The following is a 15,399-nucleotide window of genomic DNA, read 5'->3' as shown; positions in this document are numbered from 1 at the left end:
TCGTTTCCGTTGATGCGGGATCAGCCGCGGGGACGCCGGGTGCCGTACTTGCGTTCGAACTTCTCGACGCGTCCGGCGGCGTCGAGAACGCGGGCGGTGCCCGTCCAGAAGGGGTGCGATTCGCTGGTGACGTCGACGACGACGAGCGGATAGACGTTGCCGTCCGACCACTCGACCGTGCGGTCGGAGGTGATCGTCGAACGCGTCAGGAACGTCGACCCGGTGTTCGCATCCTGGAACACGACCGGGTGGTAGTCGGGGTGGAGACCGGATTTCATGCGTGACCTCTCTTTTCGAAGCTTGATTCCGTGCGTTCTGCGGCCTGCTCGCCGCGAGTCCCGTCGGTCGGCATATCTGCGCACGGGTCCTGGTGGTAGTGGCCGAACGGGTCGTCCCACGTCGGCCACAGCTCGGGGTGGGCGAATTCGTCGTCGGTGAGGAGGGCGTCCCGCAATGCACCGAGCACGGTGTCGGGATCGGCGTCGTGGACGAGCACGACGAGCGAGCTGTCGCGGTCTCCGTACGTGTCGCTCCAGCGCAGGGCCGCCATCGCGCGGCGGGCATCGGGGACGCGCTGCTGTTGTTCGGGTGTCATCGACGCGAGCCACGGACCGCCGTGTGCCACTCGCAGGCCACATCCCGCCGACTCGATGATCAGCGCGGTGTCGGGCTGGGTCGCGACCCAGGCGCGACCACGAGTGCGCACGACTCCGTCGAGCAGCACGTCGATCGCCTCGTGGAGTCGCTGGGGATGGAAGGGTCGTTGCGCACCGAATTCGAGCAGCCGGATTCCGCAGTCGTCGTCGAGCGGTGGTTGGCCGCGCAGCAGCGGTGAGTGTGCATCGGAGATCTCTCCGCGCCGCGCGCCGGCCGGGATGCGGCGCAGCAGTGCCTCGACGTCGGGGCTGTTGCTCCACACGATCGGTGCGTCGGGCGCGAGCCTGGCCAGTACGGCGTGGAGCCGGGCCTGTGCCCAGCCGTCGGCTCCGGGCCGGACGACGAGTGCGTCTGCGAACTCGACCTGGCCCACCACCACCTGGGCGACGGTGCGTTCGTCGTCAGGCGTGGTCGCAATGTCCTCGTCGCCGGTGGCATCGGCCATCCACGTGCCGGCATCCACGCACGTGACGACGCCCTCGATGCGTACGTCGCGGGAGGCGGGACCGTCGATCTGCCCGACGACATCGGCGACGACGACGTGCTCGATCGCCCAGCACAGCGCCTCGGGTTCGAGTTGCGGGTCGAGGTGGAGCACGATCCGGTCGACATCGGATCGCCTGTGCAGCCGGCGCAGCAACGGCAGGAGATCTTCCCGCAGGGTGCAGGACACGCACGCGTGCGCGAGTTCGAGAGCTTCGTGTCGCCGATCGCCCGGTGTGGTGACGGTGCGGTGCACGATGCCGTCCCCGACGTGCGCGAGGTCGTGGTGGACGACGATCGTGCCCGCCCGCAGGAATCCGTGGGCGACCTGCCCAGCACCGGCGTCGCGGGTACCGGTTCCGCCCCGTCCCGCGACGAGTATCAGCGGTGTCCTGGTATCCACCTCACTCCTTTCGACAATGATTGTCATTAGCCATTCGGCAGCGTACAGTCGGCCCAACCATTTGTCGAAAATGATTGTCGTTACGCTCTACGGGGCGGCCGACAGGAAGGACACACCGTGTCGGCGCACTGCCAGGTCACCGGACGCTCTCCCGGATTCGGGAAAGCCGTCTCGCACTCCCACGTCCGCAGCAACCGGCGCTGGAACCCCAACATCCAGCGCAAGACGTACTTCGTCCCGTCCGAGAGGCGACGCGTCACGCTCACCGTCTCCGCCAAGGGCATCAAGACCATCGACCGCGACGGCATCGACGCCGTGATTGCCCGACTGCGCGCGAGAGGAGAAAAGTTCTGATGGCACGAAACGAGATCCGGCCGATCGTGAAACTCCGGTCGACGGCAGGGACCGGATACACCTATGTCACCCGCAAGAACCGCCGCAACGACCCCGACCGCCTGGTCCTGCGCAAATACGATCCGACGCTTCGCAGGCACGTCGACTTCCGAGAGGAGAAGTAGCTGTGGCCAAGAAGTCCAAGATCGCCCGCAACGAACAGCGCAAGCTGGTAGTGGAGCGCTACGCCGAGCGTCGCGCAGCACTGAAGGACACGATCCGCAGACCGACGAGCACCGACGAGGAGCGCGCCGCAGCACAGGCCGCCCTCCAGCGCCTGCCCCGCAACGCCAGTCCGGTACGATTGCGCAATCGAGACGCTGCCGACGGTCGCCCACGCGGCCACCTGCGTAAGTTCGGGCTCTCGCGAGTACGTGTACGCGAGATGGCCCACCGCGGGGAGTTGCCCGGCGTCCACAAGTCGAGCTGGTGAGGAGCGAGAACATGGCAGTCAAACGAGGGCCGTCGAAGAAGTCGCGGGCCGTCGAGGGCCGCAAGCCGAAGAAGAATCCCCTCTTCGCGGCGAAGATCGACCACGTCGATTACAAGGATGTGAACCTGCTCCGCACCTTCATCTCCGACCGCGGCAAGATCCGCAGCCGCCGCGTCACGGGCCTGACCCCGCAGCAGCAGCGCGAGGTCGCCATCGCCGTGAAGAACGCGCGCGAGATGGCGCTGCTGCCCTACGTCAGCAGCAAGTAGATTTTCCGCGCAACGCCCCTTCCGATTCGTCGGGAGGGGCACCTTCGTGTCGGGCGTGCAGTTGTTGTCGCCGGTACTCGATATGCGCGCCGAGTTGTGCACGCTCAAACCGGCGCTCCGGACGCGCGAAGCCGCTGCCGGACCCTGGCCACGATCGACGCGGGCCTTCGCCGAAGCTGCTCCGAGTTGACACGCACCACCGACCACCCGAGCGACGCGAACGCCTCATAACGCTCGATGTCGTACGTGCGCTGACGTTCGTCGGTCCAATGATGGGTTCCGTCGTACTCGACGGCCGTGCGCCAGTGTCGCCATCCCATGTCGGCGTGCCCGATCACCCGTGAGCCGTCGACGATCGGTACCTGTGTCTCGGGAGCCGGAAGCCCGCTACGGACCAGCAGCAGCCGAACCTTGGTCTCGGGTATCGACTCGGCACCCGGGTCGACCAACGCCACTACCTCGGTCAACTGCTTCAGGCCACGCACACCGGGATGACGCGCAGCGATGTCGAGGACTCCGCGGGGGTGTATGCGGGTCGCTCGGCACAGTGCGTCCAGCGTGGCGATCGCGTCGTCACGCTCGAGCCGTCGTCCCACGTCGAATGCCGTGCGGGCCGGTGTCGTGACTCGCATTCCGTCGACGACACATACCTCGTCGTCGTTCAAGGCGGTGCTGTGGATCATCACTCCGGCGGACCCGCGGTGGCTGCCGGTGCGCACGAGCTCGGCCGGAGCAGTCGTGTCGATCCAGCGGCAGCCGTGCAGAGCGGCAGCGGACAATCCCGCCGCCACACCCGTCCGAGCGGACCACAGCCACGCCGCGCGCGCCCGCAGTACCGGAGTCACCTCCACGTCCGGATGGATGTAGACGTTGCGGTGCACCCGTCGGAAGCGGCGGAGCTGTCGCAGCGACACTCTGCCCGCGGCCACCGCTTCGGTGCCGATGAACGGTTCGTCGAATTCCCCCATGAGCACCGACGATGCCCGGAGCCGCACCGACAGGGAAGGCGCGGGAAGCGATTGTGGACAGCTTCTTGGTTGTGCACAAGTGGGCAGTTTTTCATGACATGTGAGACCAGATGTGCACGGCCAATCGGGCGCCGTCCGGAGATCGTTAGACTGAGCAACCGTGTCTGGTGTGATCTCGGGGTTCACTGTGATCTTCGTGATCATCGCAATCGGCTTCGTTCTGGGCCGGCGCGGCACCCTCGGCGCCGAAGCGCAGACCGTGCTCAGCCGCATCGTGTTCGTCGTCGCCACGCCCGCATTGTTGTTCGACGCCCTCGCGACCTCCGACCTGTCGACGATCTTCTCCGAACATCTCTACGTCGGCGCGGCCACCGCACTCGCCGTCGCCATCGGGTATCTCTTGATCGCGCGACTGTGGCTGAAGCGTGCAGTACCGGAGCTGACGGTCGGTGCGCTCTCCGCCGGGTACGTCAACTCCGCCAACCTCGGGATCCCCATCGCAGTGTTCGTTCTCGGTGACGCGTCGTTCGTCGCACCGCTGATGCTCTTCCAGATCATCGTGCTCTCCCCCATCGCTCTCACCGCTCTCGATCTGTCCACCGCGCGACCGGGAGCATCGCGACTCGAAACGCTCATCACACCGTTCAAGAACCCCATCGTCGTCGCCGGCGCCGCGGGACTCGTCGTCGCGGGCACGGGCTGGCATGTGCCCGACGCGCTGCTGCAGCCGATCCAACTACTCGGCGGGGCGTCGGTACCCGGCGCACTTCTCGCGTTCGGGTTGTCGCTGCAGGGTGTGCGCGTACTCCAGAAGGGCACCAGTCCCCGTCGCGACGTTGCGCTCGCATCGGTACTCAAGATCGTCGTCCAACCGCTGCTCGCCTGGGCGATGGGTCGCTACCTGCTCGGTCTCGACGGAACCGAACTGTTCGCGGTGGTCGTCGTCGCGATGCTGCCGACCGCCCAAAGTGTGTTCGTCTACGCGAGCGCCTACGGTCGCGGCATGGTCCTGGCTCGCGACGCCGCGCTCGTCACGACGCTCGCAGCGATCCCCGGCCTCGGCGTGGTCGCGGCACTACTCGCCTGACCGGCCCACCGACCACGCTGCCCACAACCGCGCATACCGGCCGCCCCGAGCAACCAGGTCGTCGTGTGAGCCCTGTTCGACGATCCGCCCGTCGTCCATCAGGACGATGCGGTCGGCGCGCGCCGCCTGACTGAGCCGATGCGCGACGATCAGGGCACTCCGTCCCCGCAACGCCTCCTCGGCCGATGCCTCGAGTTCGTCGGCACCGGCCGACCCCGCATCCGCGGTGGCCTCGTCGAGAATCACCAACGCCGGATCGAGCAGGATCAGACGTGCCAGCGCAAGCTGCTGTTCCTGCATCGGAGTGAGTACGTGGCCACCCGAGCCCACCTCGGTGTCCAGGCCCGAGGGCAGCCGCGACACCCAGCCGTGCGCACCGACCCTCTCGAGCACTTCCACGAGCGTGCCGTCCGCCGCGTCGGGCGCCGCCATCCGGAGATCGTCGCGCACCGACCCGGAGAACACGTGCACTTCCTGGGTGACGAGAGCGACCTCGCGCGTGCGACGCTCGTCGCCCAGTTCGCCGATGGGGACCCCGCCGAACGTGACGGTTCCGGCGCTCGCCGGGTGCACACCCGCGAGCACCGCGGCGAACGTCGTCTTTCCTGCCCCGGAGGCACCGACGAGCGCGACGTGTTCGCCGTCGCCGATCGTCAGGTCCACTCCGTGGACGATCTCCGGCCCGGTGTCGTATCCGAAATGCACGTCGCGCGCGACGAGTTCGCGTCCTGTCGGCTGCGCGGCAACCCGAGGCTCACGGTCGGCGTCTTCGAATTCCTCGCATTCCTCGATCAGACCCGCGATCCGCGACAAGGAGGCAAGACCGCTCTGCAGCGAGTCCATCACCATCAGCAACTGGCCCAGCGGACCGAACAGGCGCAAGAAGAACAGCATCGCGGTAGTCGTGACGCCGACGGTGATCGCGTCGTTGTCCACAAGCAGGAAGCCGACGAACAGGATCGAGGCCATTCCCAGGAACTCGGCGAGATTGACTCGCCCGAACAGCCGGTTGACGACGATGCGGGCCCGCAACTCCCAGCGCGCAACCCACCACGAATGCTCGTCGATGGGACCTGCCAGGCTCGGGCCGAGATCGAACGCGTGCACTGTCGGAAGGCCGCGGATCCCGCCGAGCACGTGGTGAGCACGCTCCCCCATTGCCACCCGCGACTGCCGGTAGATCGGCGGCGCATCCCGCGTGTACATGCGCGCACCCAGATAGTGGACCGGCAACACCACGATCAGCACGATCAGGAACCGCCAGTCCAGTACAGCGAGACCGAACATCGTGAGGACGACGGTGAACAGTGCACCGGAGATCGCCGGTGCGGCCTCGCGGATCGCGGAACTGACCTGGGCCACATCGTCGGTCGCCCGCGACACGAGGTCGCCGCTGCCCGCCGATTCGATCCTGGCCAGCGGCAGCCGCATCGCGGCCGCCAGCATACGTTCGCGCAGGCGCGCCAGGCCTGTCTCGAAGAGTTGCGAGGTGAGCATGAGCCCGAGACCGCTCAATGCTGCGAACACGATGACTCCGGCGAGCATCGTCCCCGCAAGCCACGCGATGTCGGTGAGATCGCCGCCTTCGAGCACGACGTCGACGGATCGCCCCATCGCCCACGGCGTCACCAGACCGGCCGCTGCACCGATCACGAGCACGACGAATACGCCGGCGGCCATACGACCCTTACCGGCGAACACCGACCGTGCAACACGCACGGTGCCGCGCGCATCCGCGGTCCGAAACCGTTCGCCCGCACGAATAGCTGTAGTACTCATCGATCATCTCCGGAAGCTGCGAAGGAACGGTCGCTCAGCTCGAGCACATCGTCGGCCGCCGCCGTGAACGCGGGCGACCGCGTGAACACCACAGTGGTCCGTCCGCGCCGGAGTTCGGGTACGCGCTCGGCGATCGCGGCCTCGGTGACGGAATCGACGGCCGTCGTGGGATCGACCAGCACCAGCACTTCCGCGGGCGCGGCGAGAGCGCGTGCAAGCGAGACACGTTGACGCTGTCCACCGGAGAGCAACCTGCCCGCTTCGCCGACCGGTGTGTCGAGGCCGGCGGGAAGCACCCGCGCGACGTCATCGCACGCCGCGGCGAACACCGCGCGAGTGACCCGGGCATCGGCGTCGGGTGCGTCGTCCGGGACACCCGCAGCGATGTTGTCCACGACAGTGCCCTCGAACAGGTGCGACGCGTGGGGCACCACCCGCACGCTGCGTCGCGCCGCGTCGTTCCCCAGATCGAACAGGTCGACGCCGCCCACCAGGACTCGTCCGTGTTCCGGGTGACGCGACCGCGCGAGCACAGCCACCAGATCAGCGGTGGTCTCGGCGTCGGTATGGACGACGGTGAACTTGCCGGCTGCGATCGTCAGATTCAGATCACGTAGTCGCCCAGCCGTGAACGCCTCGAATTCGAGGGTGCCCTCGTCCGGGGCGTCACGATCACCGGTGTCGACTGCGGGGGGTGCTTGCAGAACACTCAGGACCCGCTCCGCGGAAGCGACCGCTGCCGCCCACACAGCGCCCATGTTGGATCCGAGCGCGGCGAGTGGCCCCATGATCACCTGTGTCACGCCGACGACGGTGATGAGCTGCCCGACGGTGAGCGACCCGGTGACCGCCATCGCGCCTGCGGCCACCGCGACACCGACGATGAGCAGGCCCGACGCGAATTCCATGGAGGCGATGTAGGCGCCTTCGGCGCGCGCCGAACGGAGCACACCGTCGAGCGCTCGACGACTCGCGCCGACGTATCGCCGCGACGCCTCCGCGTCGGCGCCGATGCCCTTGACCACGCGGATGCCGGTAACGAGGTCGGTGGCGGTACCTGCTGCCGCTCCCGCCACCTTCTGCTCCTCGAAGCTGCGCCGCCGCAGCGGACCGGAACCTTTGTCGAGCAACCACAGGATCACGGGCGCTCCGACGAGGATCGCCAGGCCGAGCGGCCACGACACGCTCAGCAGCACGACGGCGCCGAACACCACCGCGACGACATGCCCGATCGGGTACACCATGACGGCGATACCGCGCGCAAGCTGTTCGACGTCCGAGGTCGCGATATTCAGCATGTCGCCCGGGGTGCGCTGCGGGCCGCCGACGCCACGCACGTCGAGGATCCGGTCGGTCACACGCGTGCGCATCCGATGCTGGACCGCAAGCATGCCTGCCTGCCCGATACGTCCACCGAAGCGCGCCGAAACCGTCAGGACCGCGAATACGAGGGCGAGGACGAGCAACCATCGCCACAGGGCATCGAAATCCCTGGTCGCGACCGCCCGGTCGATGGCATGCCCCATGACGACGGGCACCAGCGTCTCGCACACCTGATGGACCGCAACGAGAAACGCAGCCGGGGTCGTCCACTTCTTCGCCGCCAGCATCGTCCGCACGGTGAAACGGCGGGGCGTCAGGGTGTCGTCGACGACGACCTCGGGTGTCGGCATCGCCTGGGGCGGCGGGTCGAAAAAGACTGGCAGCTTCATGGTCCTCCGTTGTGGTGCGCGGGTACACACATTGCCACGTGGCACGCCTACGGTGGAACGCATGCGTCTCGTCATGCTCTTCGCCTGCTGCCTTCTCGCCGCCGCGTGCGGTTCGACGCCCCCGGATGTCGACCCGCTGCCGGAGAACCCCGAACCGGCAGGCGCCACGGTGTTCTCGGCCCGACCGGACATCGTCGACGCGCATCCGCTCACCATCACGTCGTACTCACGCATCGACGACAACCGGCTGTCTCTGCATTTCGAGACCGGAACCCCGGAGTGTTTCGGCGTCGCCCCCGCCGTGATCGAGACCGAGGACGTCGTCACGGTGTCACTCGAGGGTGGCACCCTGCCGGAGGCGCAGGACAGCATGTGCATCATGGTCGCGGTGTTCGGAACCATCGAGGTGCCGTTGCAGTCGCCTCTCGGGGATCGAGTGGTCACCGCCTCCTGATCGATGCATTCCCCGCCCCGGCACTGGCTGCTCTATCTCTGCGTCTCCACCGCGTTGCTGCACGCAGCATTCCAGTCGGTGCGTGTGCTGGTGTCGTACCGGATCCTCGCTCTCGGTGGCGACGCCGCGACGATCGGCATCATCACCGCCCTGTATGCGATCGTGCCGCTGCTCGCGGCGGTGCGGATGGGTCGCGCCGTCGACCGCGGCCACGCGACCGTGATCCTGCGCGCCGGGATCGTCGTGTCCACCGTGGGGGTCGGATCGATCGCGCTCAGTTCCGGTCTGCTGGTGCTCGGACTCGGCAATATCGTGCTCGGGCTCGGTCAACTGCTCGTCACCGTCTCCGGTCAGGCGTTCGTGTCGATCCTGTCGCCGCGCGGCGAACTCGACCGCGGGTTCGCCGGCATCACCCTCGGTGTGTCGGTCGGGCAGGCCGTGGGAGTTCCGGTCGCGGGGGCGATCGCCGCGACCCACAGCACGAGCGACGGCACCGTCGAGACCACCGGCGCACTCATCGCGATGACAGTGCTTGCGGCGCTCGCCCTGGCGTTCGTCATCGGCCTGCGGGAGCCACCCGGTTCCGGGCGCACCGCAGACGACGGCCCACCCCAGTCGGTGCGCTCGATGCTCGCCACACCCGGAATGAAGCCGGCGATGCTGTCGAGCCTGATCGTGCTGGCCTCCGTCGACCTCGTCGTCGTGTACCTGCCGCTGCTCGGAGAGCAGTTCGGTTTCGGGGTTCTGCTCGTATCGGTGCTGCTCACCGCACGGACGGTCGCATCGATCGTCTCCCGGGCGCTGCTGCCGTGGGCGCTGCGCCGTATCCCGCGACGCCGACTGCTGTTGTCCGCGACCGCGGGCACGATCGTGCCGGTCGCGCTGATTCCCGTGGTGCCGAACCCGTGGGTGATCGGTCTGCTGCTCGCGGTATGCGGGGTGTTCTGGGGCGTGGGTCAACCACTGACGATGACATGGGTGGTCGAACTGGTGGAACCGTCGGATCGGGCATCGGCGCTCGCGGTGCGGTTGACGGGAAACCGCCTCGGGCAGGTCGCGGTGCCGCTCGCGGCGGGCGCGGTCGCCGGGGTTGCGGGGGTGGCGTCGGTGTTCTGGGTGACGGCCGCGTTGTTGTCCACAGCAGCCACCTCCACGTGGCGGGCGCTGCGCTGACAGCCCGCACCTACCTGCGACGCATCCGTACGTAGTTGCCCACCACCGCAGCACCGAGACCGTCGAGATCCGGGGCGACCACCCGGCCCGCCACGCGACGGGCCATCCGGTCGACGATCCGGGCGAGCCCGGGATCGTCGCCGAGCCGGAAGATCGTCACCTGCGCACCGATTTTTGCGAGATGGTCGAGCTCGCGCACGGTCAGCCCGAGGGTCCGCGCGCTGGGCGGATAGTCGAACGCCGCATACCCATCCGGTTCCAGGTGCGCGGTCGGTTCGCCGTCGGTGACCACGAGCACCACCGGCTGCGCGTTCGAATGACGTCGCAGATGCCGTCCGGCGAGCAACAGTGCGTGATGCAGATTGGTGCCCTGTTCGTAGACGCCGTCCAATCCTGCGAGTTCGGGGGCTGTGACCACGCGCGCGTGCCGACCGAACGCGATGAGCTGCAGTGCATCACCGCGAAAACGGGTCGACACGAGATGATTCAGCGCGAGGGCGGTGCGCTTCATCGGCACCCACCGCCCGTCCATGACCATGGAGAACGAGGTGTCGACGAGAAGCGCAACCGCTGCCTGTGCCCGCTGTTCCGTCTCGACCACTTCGACGTCCGACACCGTCATCCGGACGGGCACGCCCGGGTCGCGCAGCGTCGCATTGGTCAACGTGCGCACGACATCCCACGGTTCGGTGTCGCCGAATTCCCACGACCGCGCTGCTCCGGTCGGTTCCCCCATCGCCCCCGCGCGCCGCGTCTCGCGTTGTCCGCCCCGCGACGAGAGACGGTTCATCACATCGCGTAGCGCGTGCTGCCCGAGTTGCCGCATGGCCTTGGGCGACAGACGCCACTGCCCATCGGCGCCACGATCGAAGTACCCCTGCTTCTGCAGTTCCTTTTCGAGTTCGGCGAGCGTCCGCGCATCTGCGGCAGCTTCCGGGCCGAGATGACGTTCGAGGGCATCGAGATCGATGTCGTCCAGCGACGCACCCGCATACTGCTGCGACAACTGCTCGGCGAGCTGGTCGAGTTCCGAGATCTCCTGCAGCGCACCGGTGCCTTCCCCGAGACCCATGCCCTCGTCGCCGCGGAATCGCTGCGAACCCGTCCAGTCCTCACCGGGCCGGGCCGCACGCAGATTACCGTCGAGACGATCGAGTTGCTGCATGAGATCGGGGGAACCGAACGCCTGTTGAGCCAGTGCGTCGAGTTCGTCGCGCTGTTCCTGTGTCAACGAATTGCGCAGTCGCTGCGCCGCAGCGGCACGTTGCGCCAGCGAGTCGAGCAGTTCCTCGACGTTCTGCGGATTCTCCGGGAAGAAGTCGCCGTGCTCGGCCATGAACTGTTCGAAGTCCTCCGGTGTGTCCTCGCCACGGGAGTGCTTGTCGAGCAGGTCGTTGAGGTCTGCGAGCATCTCGGCGATGCGCTGCCGGTCTTCGTCGGTCGCGCCTTCGAGCGCTTGTTTCATGCCCGCGAACCGCTGGTCGAGCATCTCCCGGCCCAGCAGATCGCGGATCTTCTCGTAGTCCTCGCGCGCCTGGGTGCTCCGCCAGTCGTAGTCGGCCAGTTCCTGTACGGCCTGCGCGGTCGAGCCCGGGAGTTCCTCCATGCGCATCTCCGAGAAGCGCGCATCGTCGTCGAGGGCGCGTGCGAGCGTTTTCCGCTCTTCGAGGACGGCCTTGTCCAGCAGCTCACGCACTTCCCGCAGAGTTCCGTCGAGATTGTTGCGGTCGAGCAGCTCACGCCGACGCCGGTTCGCTTGCGCTGCAAGTTTGTCCAGGCCCCGCATAGGGCCCTGCCCGCGGCGGAGCAATTCACGTAGCGCCTGTCGCGGCGAACTACCGGCGAGGACATCGTCGCCGATCGAAGCGAGCGCGTCGCGCAGATCCACGGGCGGGGCGAGTGGATCACCGCCGTGGTACGGACCGTAGCGAGCCGCCCGACTCATCAGGAGTACACCGCCGCGCCGTCGTCGCCGGTGTCCTTTGCGATCCGGCGCGCAAGATAAAGCCCCTCGAGTGCGAGTTCGATCGCAGACGCACGCGTTCCCGGGTCGCTCGCACCGAGACGATCGGCGACGTCGTCGAGCACCGGCAGTTCGGGTAGTTCGTCGAGCAGCACCTTCGCCGTGATCCGTTCCCCCGTCACGACGGGCTCACCCTGTTCGACGGCAGAGACGAGCGGGGCTAGGTCGATACCGGCCAGGCGTGCGCGGGCGGTCTCGGCGGTCGCGCGGCGCAGCAGGTGGTCGAGTACCTCGAATTCGCGCCCTTCCTCGCCGGACTCGAATTCGACCTTGCCGCGCAGTACCTCGACGACGGTGCCGAGATCGACGGGGCGCGCGACCGGGTCGTCCTCTCCGAGAACAGCACCGCGACGCACGGCCGCGGCAGCAACGGTCTCGGCTCCCGCGACCGCGAACCGCGCGGACACTCCGGACCTCTGGTCGACGGAGGTCGACTCGCGCAGCAGCCGGGTGAAGCGGGCCAGAATCTCGAGGAGAAAACCGGGAACACGGGCCTGTAGTTCGGCTTCCTGTCGGATGACCGCGACCTCGTCGTCGAGTTCCATCGGGTAGTGGGTGCGGATCTCTGCGCCGAAGCGGTCCTTGAGCGGTGTGATGATGCGTCCGCGGTTCGTGTAGTCCTCCGGGTTGGCGCTCGCGACGAGCAGTACGTCGAGCGGGAGCCTGATGGTGTAACCGCGCACTTGGATGTCGCGTTCTTCCATCACGTTCAGCAGCGACACCTGGATGCGTTCGGCAAGATCGGGCAGCTCGTTGACGGCGACGATGCCGCGGTGCGACCGCGGTACCAGACCGAAATGGATGGTCTCGGGATCGCCGAGGCTGCGTCCCTCGGCGACCTTGACGGGATCGACATCGCCCACGAGGTCGGCAACGGATGTGTCCGGGGTCGCCAGCTTTTCTGCGTACCGTTCGCTGCGGTGCCGCCACGCGACGGGAAGGTCGTCACCGAGTTCGGCGGCGCGCCGGATGGAGGCGGGCGTGATCGGCTCGTAGGGGTGCTCGCCCAGCTCCGAGCCGGCGATCACGGGTGTCCATTCGTCGAGGAGCAGCGGCAGGGTGCGCAGCAGGCGGGTCTTGCCCTGGCCTCGTTCACCGAGCAGCACCACATCGTGGCCTGCGAGCAGTGCCCGCTCGAGCTGCGGGACCACGGTGTCGTCGAACCCGACGATGCCGGGCCACGGGTCGGTGCCGTCGCGCAGCGCAGTGAGCAGGTTCTGTCTGATTTCGTCCTTGACGGAACGCTGCACGTGTCCGGACGCGCGCAGCTCACCGAGAGTGGACGGGCGGAATGTGGGAGAGGTCACCCCACCCAAGGTACGACCGTCGCGTCGTTTCGGCACCCCCTCCCGCATCGAGCGATGAGAAACGACAGGCAACGTGTGGCCTCGCGCATACACTGCCGCTCATGGACACCTGGTTCCTGGCGGTGCTGCTCGGACTCGGCCTTGCCGCCGCGACCGGGTTGCGCACATTCCTCCCGCTGCTGATGTTGAGCGCTGCGGTGCACTTCGAACTCTTCGGCATCGTCGTGGGCGACTCGATGTCGTGGGTCGGTTCTACCGCGGCACTGACCGCGCTCACGATCGCGACGGTCACAGAAGTGCTCGCCGATCTGATCCCGTTCGTCGACAATGCGTTGTCTCTGGCCGGTACGGTCACCCGCCCGATTGCGGGAGCACTCGTGGCATGGGCAGCGCTCAGCAACCTCGATCCGGCGTGGGCGGCGATCGCCGGGATCGTCGTCGGCGCGCCCACTGCGCTCGCGGTGAGCACGGCACAGACCGGAACGCGCGCCGTGAGTACCGCCACAACTGCGGGCGTCGGTAATCCGGTGTTGTCGGTAATCGACAGCGTGGCGTCGTTCGTGACGTCACTGATCTCGCTGGTCCTGCCGCTGCTGGTGATCCCTTTGTTGATCTTGTTCGGCTGGCTCGGATTCAAAGGATACGGCCGGATGCGACGCGCGCGGTCCGCCGGAACGGCCTGAGTGTCCACCAAGGGGTGCCCTTCTGATAGACAAATGACATGTCGGACACCGAGATCACCTTTTCCAGCGGCGATGTGACCCTGCACGGCAGCATGCGCATCCCCGTCTCGATCAAGGGAGCGGTGCCGGCGGTGCTGTTGCTCGCGGGCAGCGGCCCCACCGATCGCAACGGCGACAGTGCCCTGCTCCCGGGGAAGATCGGCACTCTCCGGCACCTCGCCGACGTCCTCGAAGACAACGGATTCGCAAGCTTGCGCTACGACAAGCTCGGCAGCGGCACCACGGGCCTCGGCCCCTACGACGTCGAGGACGTCGCCGATCTCGGGTTCTCGACATTCATCGATGCCGCTTCCGATGCCCTGGCTTTCCTCGCAGGACAACGCGGTGTGGATTCCTCGCGGATGTACGTCATCGGGCACAGCGAGGGAGCGCTGATCGCCCTGTCGCTCGCGCAGAACAACGCTCGCACCGACATCGACATCAAGGGCCTCGGCCTCCTCGAGCCGCTGGCCGTGCGCCTGCTCGACCTGCTCACCGCCCAAATCGATGCCCAGCTCGACGCGGTGGTGTCGGCGCGGCAGCTACCCGTGCAGGTCGCCGATCAACTGCGTCTCGCGCTGGCCGGTGCGGTCGAGTCGCTCCGCGCCGACGGCACCTTGAGCGACGACCTGCCCGAACCGCTCCGCAACGCCGGTCTCGTCTCGGCCAACGCGAAGGCCCTCGCAGAGGAGGACGCACTCGATCCCCGGATGCTCGCCGCGCAGATCGACGGCAATCTTCCCGTCCTCACGACCGTCTCCTCGAAAGACATCCAGGTCCGTATCGAGGATGTCGACGCACTCGATTCCGCGCTGGTGCACACGCGCTTGACGTCGCTGCGCATGCAGCGCACCAACCACGTTCTCAAGGACATCGGCGAGCAGCAGTCCACCGGCTCCGACTACGTCGCCGATCTGCCCTACTCCGAGGAATTCACCAGCGGTTTCGAGAAGTGGATCAAGTCGCTCTGACCAAAGCCCCCGGACCGCGCGGGGAATTTTGGATGTCGCTTACGCGTAATTCGTGTATGGTTTGCCGTTAACCCGATGGAACACACAAGAAAGGTACGGTCCGATGCAACGTCAGTATCAGTTCTGCAAGCGCCGCTCCGTACCGTTCGCCTACTTCCACTTCCACGTAGCCCCGCGGAAACCCCGAGAATAGAGTCCTCGACGACTCCGCTCTCGGCACCCGGCACATCGCCCCGGGTGCCTTTTTCTTTCCCTTCCAACAGGAGAAACACCATGAAATTCCGACTCAGCCCTACCGGCGAGATCCCGAAGACACTGCCCGACGATCTGACAGGCCACGCCATCACGATCGATCTCAGCCACGTCGATGCAGAAAAAGCTGCAGAAGCTGCCGATCTCATCCGCAAGCTGCTCGATCGCGGTGCCGCCCGCCTCGTCATCGCCGACGATCGCGGCGTCCTCGCCGCAGAAGCTCCCGCACAGCACACCGCCCACCCGCACGCTGCCTGAGACGGCAACTGCGAGTGGGCGGTAGCCCTGCGAGAACGACTCCGTCAACGCGACA

17 protein-coding genes are annotated in these 15,399 nt (G+C 67.2%); 10 read left to right on the top strand and 7 right to left on the bottom strand.

The genetic code is table 11. The features are described from left to right. Positions 1-20 precede the first annotated feature (20 nt). Positions 21-278 carry a type B 50S ribosomal protein L31 gene (locus MWU77_RS02195; RefSeq protein WP_169687856.1) on the bottom strand — a complete coding sequence of 86 codons (258 nt, stop codon included), beginning with the start codon at positions 276-278 and terminating at the stop codon, positions 21-23. Beyond that, the gene (gene mrf / locus MWU77_RS02190; RefSeq protein WP_247272828.1) at positions 275-1,543 is read right to left on the bottom strand and encodes a ribosome hibernation factor-recruiting GTPase MRF; all 1,269 of its coding nucleotides are present in this window, start codon (positions 1,541-1,543) and stop codon (positions 275-277) included. Before mrf ends, MWU77_RS02195 begins: the two co-directional genes overlap by 4 nt. A 117-nt stretch (positions 1,544-1,660) precedes the next feature. Between mrf and rpmB the strand changes: the two genes are divergently transcribed. Genes rpmB through rpsR form a run of 4 tightly spaced genes read left to right on the top strand, consistent with a single transcriptional unit; the run spans position 1,661 to position 2,638 of the window. Then, positions 1,661-1,897, top strand: a complete 237-nt coding sequence (gene rpmB / locus MWU77_RS02185; RefSeq protein WP_169687858.1) for a 50S ribosomal protein L28 — start codon at positions 1,661-1,663, stop codon at positions 1,895-1,897. Beyond that, complete coding sequence (gene rpmG, locus MWU77_RS02180) at positions 1,897-2,061, top strand: 50S ribosomal protein L33 (RefSeq protein ID WP_054719658.1); 165 nt, start codon at positions 1,897-1,899, stop codon at positions 2,059-2,061. Before rpmB ends, rpmG begins: the two co-directional genes overlap by 1 nt. 2 nt (positions 2,062-2,063) lie before the next feature. Next, on the top strand, positions 2,064-2,369 hold the full coding sequence (gene rpsN / locus MWU77_RS02175) for a 30S ribosomal protein S14 (RefSeq protein ID WP_247272827.1): 306 nt from the start codon (positions 2,064-2,066) through the stop codon (positions 2,367-2,369). An 11-nt stretch (positions 2,370-2,380) separates the two neighbouring features. Further along, entirely contained in the window at positions 2,381-2,638 is a 258-nt protein-coding gene (rpsR, locus tag MWU77_RS02170; RefSeq protein WP_054719669.1) for a 30S ribosomal protein S18, read from the top strand. Between the two features lie 104 nt (positions 2,639-2,742). Here the strand turns inward: rpsR and MWU77_RS02165 are convergent, their stop codons facing one another. Then, complete coding sequence (locus MWU77_RS02165) at positions 2,743-3,606, bottom strand: DUF559 domain-containing protein (protein ID WP_169687862.1); 864 nt, start codon at positions 3,604-3,606, stop codon at positions 2,743-2,745. 160 nt (positions 3,607-3,766) lie between these two features. On the opposite strand from MWU77_RS02165, the gene MWU77_RS02160 reads away from it, so the two are divergent. After that, on the top strand, positions 3,767-4,693 hold the full coding sequence (locus tag MWU77_RS02160; RefSeq protein ID WP_247272826.1) for an AEC family transporter: 927 nt from the start codon (positions 3,767-3,769) through the stop codon (positions 4,691-4,693). Here MWU77_RS02160 and MWU77_RS02155 read toward each other — a convergent pair. Both MWU77_RS02155 and MWU77_RS02150 read right to left on the bottom strand, forming a co-directional pair. After that, complete coding sequence (locus MWU77_RS02155) at positions 4,682-6,472, bottom strand: ABC transporter ATP-binding protein (RefSeq protein ID WP_247272825.1); 1,791 nt, start codon at positions 6,470-6,472, stop codon at positions 4,682-4,684. The two genes, MWU77_RS02160 and MWU77_RS02155, sit on opposite strands and share 12 nt — an antisense overlap. Then, positions 6,469-8,184: an ABC transporter ATP-binding protein gene (locus MWU77_RS02150; RefSeq protein ID WP_247272824.1), complete on the bottom strand. Its 1,716-nt coding sequence runs from the start codon at positions 8,182-8,184 to the stop codon at positions 6,469-6,471. Before MWU77_RS02150 ends, MWU77_RS02155 begins: the two co-directional genes overlap by 4 nt. Positions 8,185-8,245: 61 nt before the next feature. Here MWU77_RS02150 and MWU77_RS02145 point away from each other — a divergent pair, with 61 nt between their 5' ends. Both MWU77_RS02145 and MWU77_RS02140 read left to right on the top strand, forming a co-directional pair. Further along, entirely contained in the window at positions 8,246-8,638 is a 393-nt protein-coding gene (locus tag MWU77_RS02145) for a hypothetical protein (protein ID WP_169687866.1), read from the top strand. Positions 8,639-8,641: 3 nt separating this feature from the next. Further along, positions 8,642-9,811, top strand: a complete 1,170-nt coding sequence (locus tag MWU77_RS02140; protein ID WP_247272823.1) for an MFS transporter — start codon at positions 8,642-8,644, stop codon at positions 9,809-9,811. 10 nt (positions 9,812-9,821) lie between these two features. Here the strand turns inward: MWU77_RS02140 and MWU77_RS02135 are convergent, their stop codons facing one another. Together MWU77_RS02135 and MWU77_RS02130 are read right to left on the bottom strand one after the other, a co-directional pair. Beyond that, a complete protein-coding gene (locus tag MWU77_RS02135; protein ID WP_247272822.1) occupies positions 9,822-11,756 on the bottom strand; it encodes a VWA domain-containing protein in 1,935 nt (644 codons plus the stop codon). Beyond that, complete coding sequence (locus tag MWU77_RS02130; protein WP_247272821.1) at positions 11,756-13,141, bottom strand: sigma 54-interacting transcriptional regulator; 1,386 nt, start codon at positions 13,139-13,141, stop codon at positions 11,756-11,758. Before MWU77_RS02130 ends, MWU77_RS02135 begins: the two co-directional genes overlap by 1 nt. 101 nt (positions 13,142-13,242) lie before the next feature. Here MWU77_RS02130 and MWU77_RS02125 point away from each other — a divergent pair, with 101 nt between their 5' ends. From MWU77_RS02125 to MWU77_RS02115, 3 genes are all read left to right on the top strand, one after another. Beyond that, positions 13,243-13,824, top strand: a complete 582-nt coding sequence (locus MWU77_RS02125) for a DUF4126 domain-containing protein (protein ID WP_247272820.1) — start codon at positions 13,243-13,245, stop codon at positions 13,822-13,824. A 38-nt stretch (positions 13,825-13,862) separates the two neighbouring features. Continuing rightward, on the top strand, positions 13,863-14,834 hold the full coding sequence (locus tag MWU77_RS02120) for an alpha/beta hydrolase (RefSeq protein ID WP_169687871.1): 972 nt from the start codon (positions 13,863-13,865) through the stop codon (positions 14,832-14,834). Positions 14,835-15,107: 273 nt separating this feature from the next. Continuing rightward, on the top strand, positions 15,108-15,344 hold the full coding sequence (locus tag MWU77_RS02115) for a hypothetical protein (protein ID WP_169687872.1): 237 nt from the start codon (positions 15,108-15,110) through the stop codon (positions 15,342-15,344). Positions 15,345-15,399: the final 55 nt, after the last annotated feature.

It is taken from the genome of Rhodococcus sp. F64268, from assembly GCF_023015605.1.
GTDB lineage: Bacteria > Actinomycetota > Actinomycetes > Mycobacteriales > Mycobacteriaceae > Rhodococcus.
This window is presented reverse-complemented; position numbering and strand designations above follow the sequence as displayed.

Coding starts and splice junctions, on each gene's coding strand:
- MWU77_RS02195 (WP_169687856.1), bottom strand. CDS start 278: ATGAAATCCGGTCTCCACCCCGACTACCACCCGGTCGTGTTCCAGGAT.
- rpmG (WP_054719658.1), top strand. CDS start 1,897: ATGGCACGAAACGAGATCCGGCCGATCGTGAAACTCCGGTCGACGGCA.
- rpsR (WP_054719669.1), top strand. CDS start 2,381: ATGGCAGTCAAACGAGGGCCGTCGAAGAAGTCGCGGGCCGTCGAGGGC.
- MWU77_RS02165 (WP_169687862.1), bottom strand. CDS start 3,606: ATGGGGGAATTCGACGAACCGTTCATCGGCACCGAAGCGGTGGCCGCG.
- MWU77_RS02155 (WP_247272825.1), bottom strand. CDS start 6,472: ATGAGTACTACAGCTATTCGTGCGGGCGAACGGTTTCGGACCGCGGAT.
- MWU77_RS02150 (WP_247272824.1), bottom strand. CDS start 8,184: ATGAAGCTGCCAGTCTTTTTCGACCCGCCGCCCCAGGCGATGCCGACA.
- MWU77_RS02145 (WP_169687866.1), top strand. CDS start 8,246: ATGCGTCTCGTCATGCTCTTCGCCTGCTGCCTTCTCGCCGCCGCGTGC.
- MWU77_RS02140 (WP_247272823.1), top strand. CDS start 8,642: ATGCATTCCCCGCCCCGGCACTGGCTGCTCTATCTCTGCGTCTCCACC.
- MWU77_RS02135 (WP_247272822.1), bottom strand. CDS start 11,756: ATGAGTCGGGCGGCTCGCTACGGTCCGTACCACGGCGGTGATCCACTC.
- MWU77_RS02125 (WP_247272820.1), top strand. CDS start 13,243: ATGGACACCTGGTTCCTGGCGGTGCTGCTCGGACTCGGCCTTGCCGCC.
- MWU77_RS02120 (WP_169687871.1), top strand. CDS start 13,863: ATGTCGGACACCGAGATCACCTTTTCCAGCGGCGATGTGACCCTGCAC.
- MWU77_RS02115 (WP_169687872.1), top strand. CDS start 15,108: ATGAAATTCCGACTCAGCCCTACCGGCGAGATCCCGAAGACACTGCCC.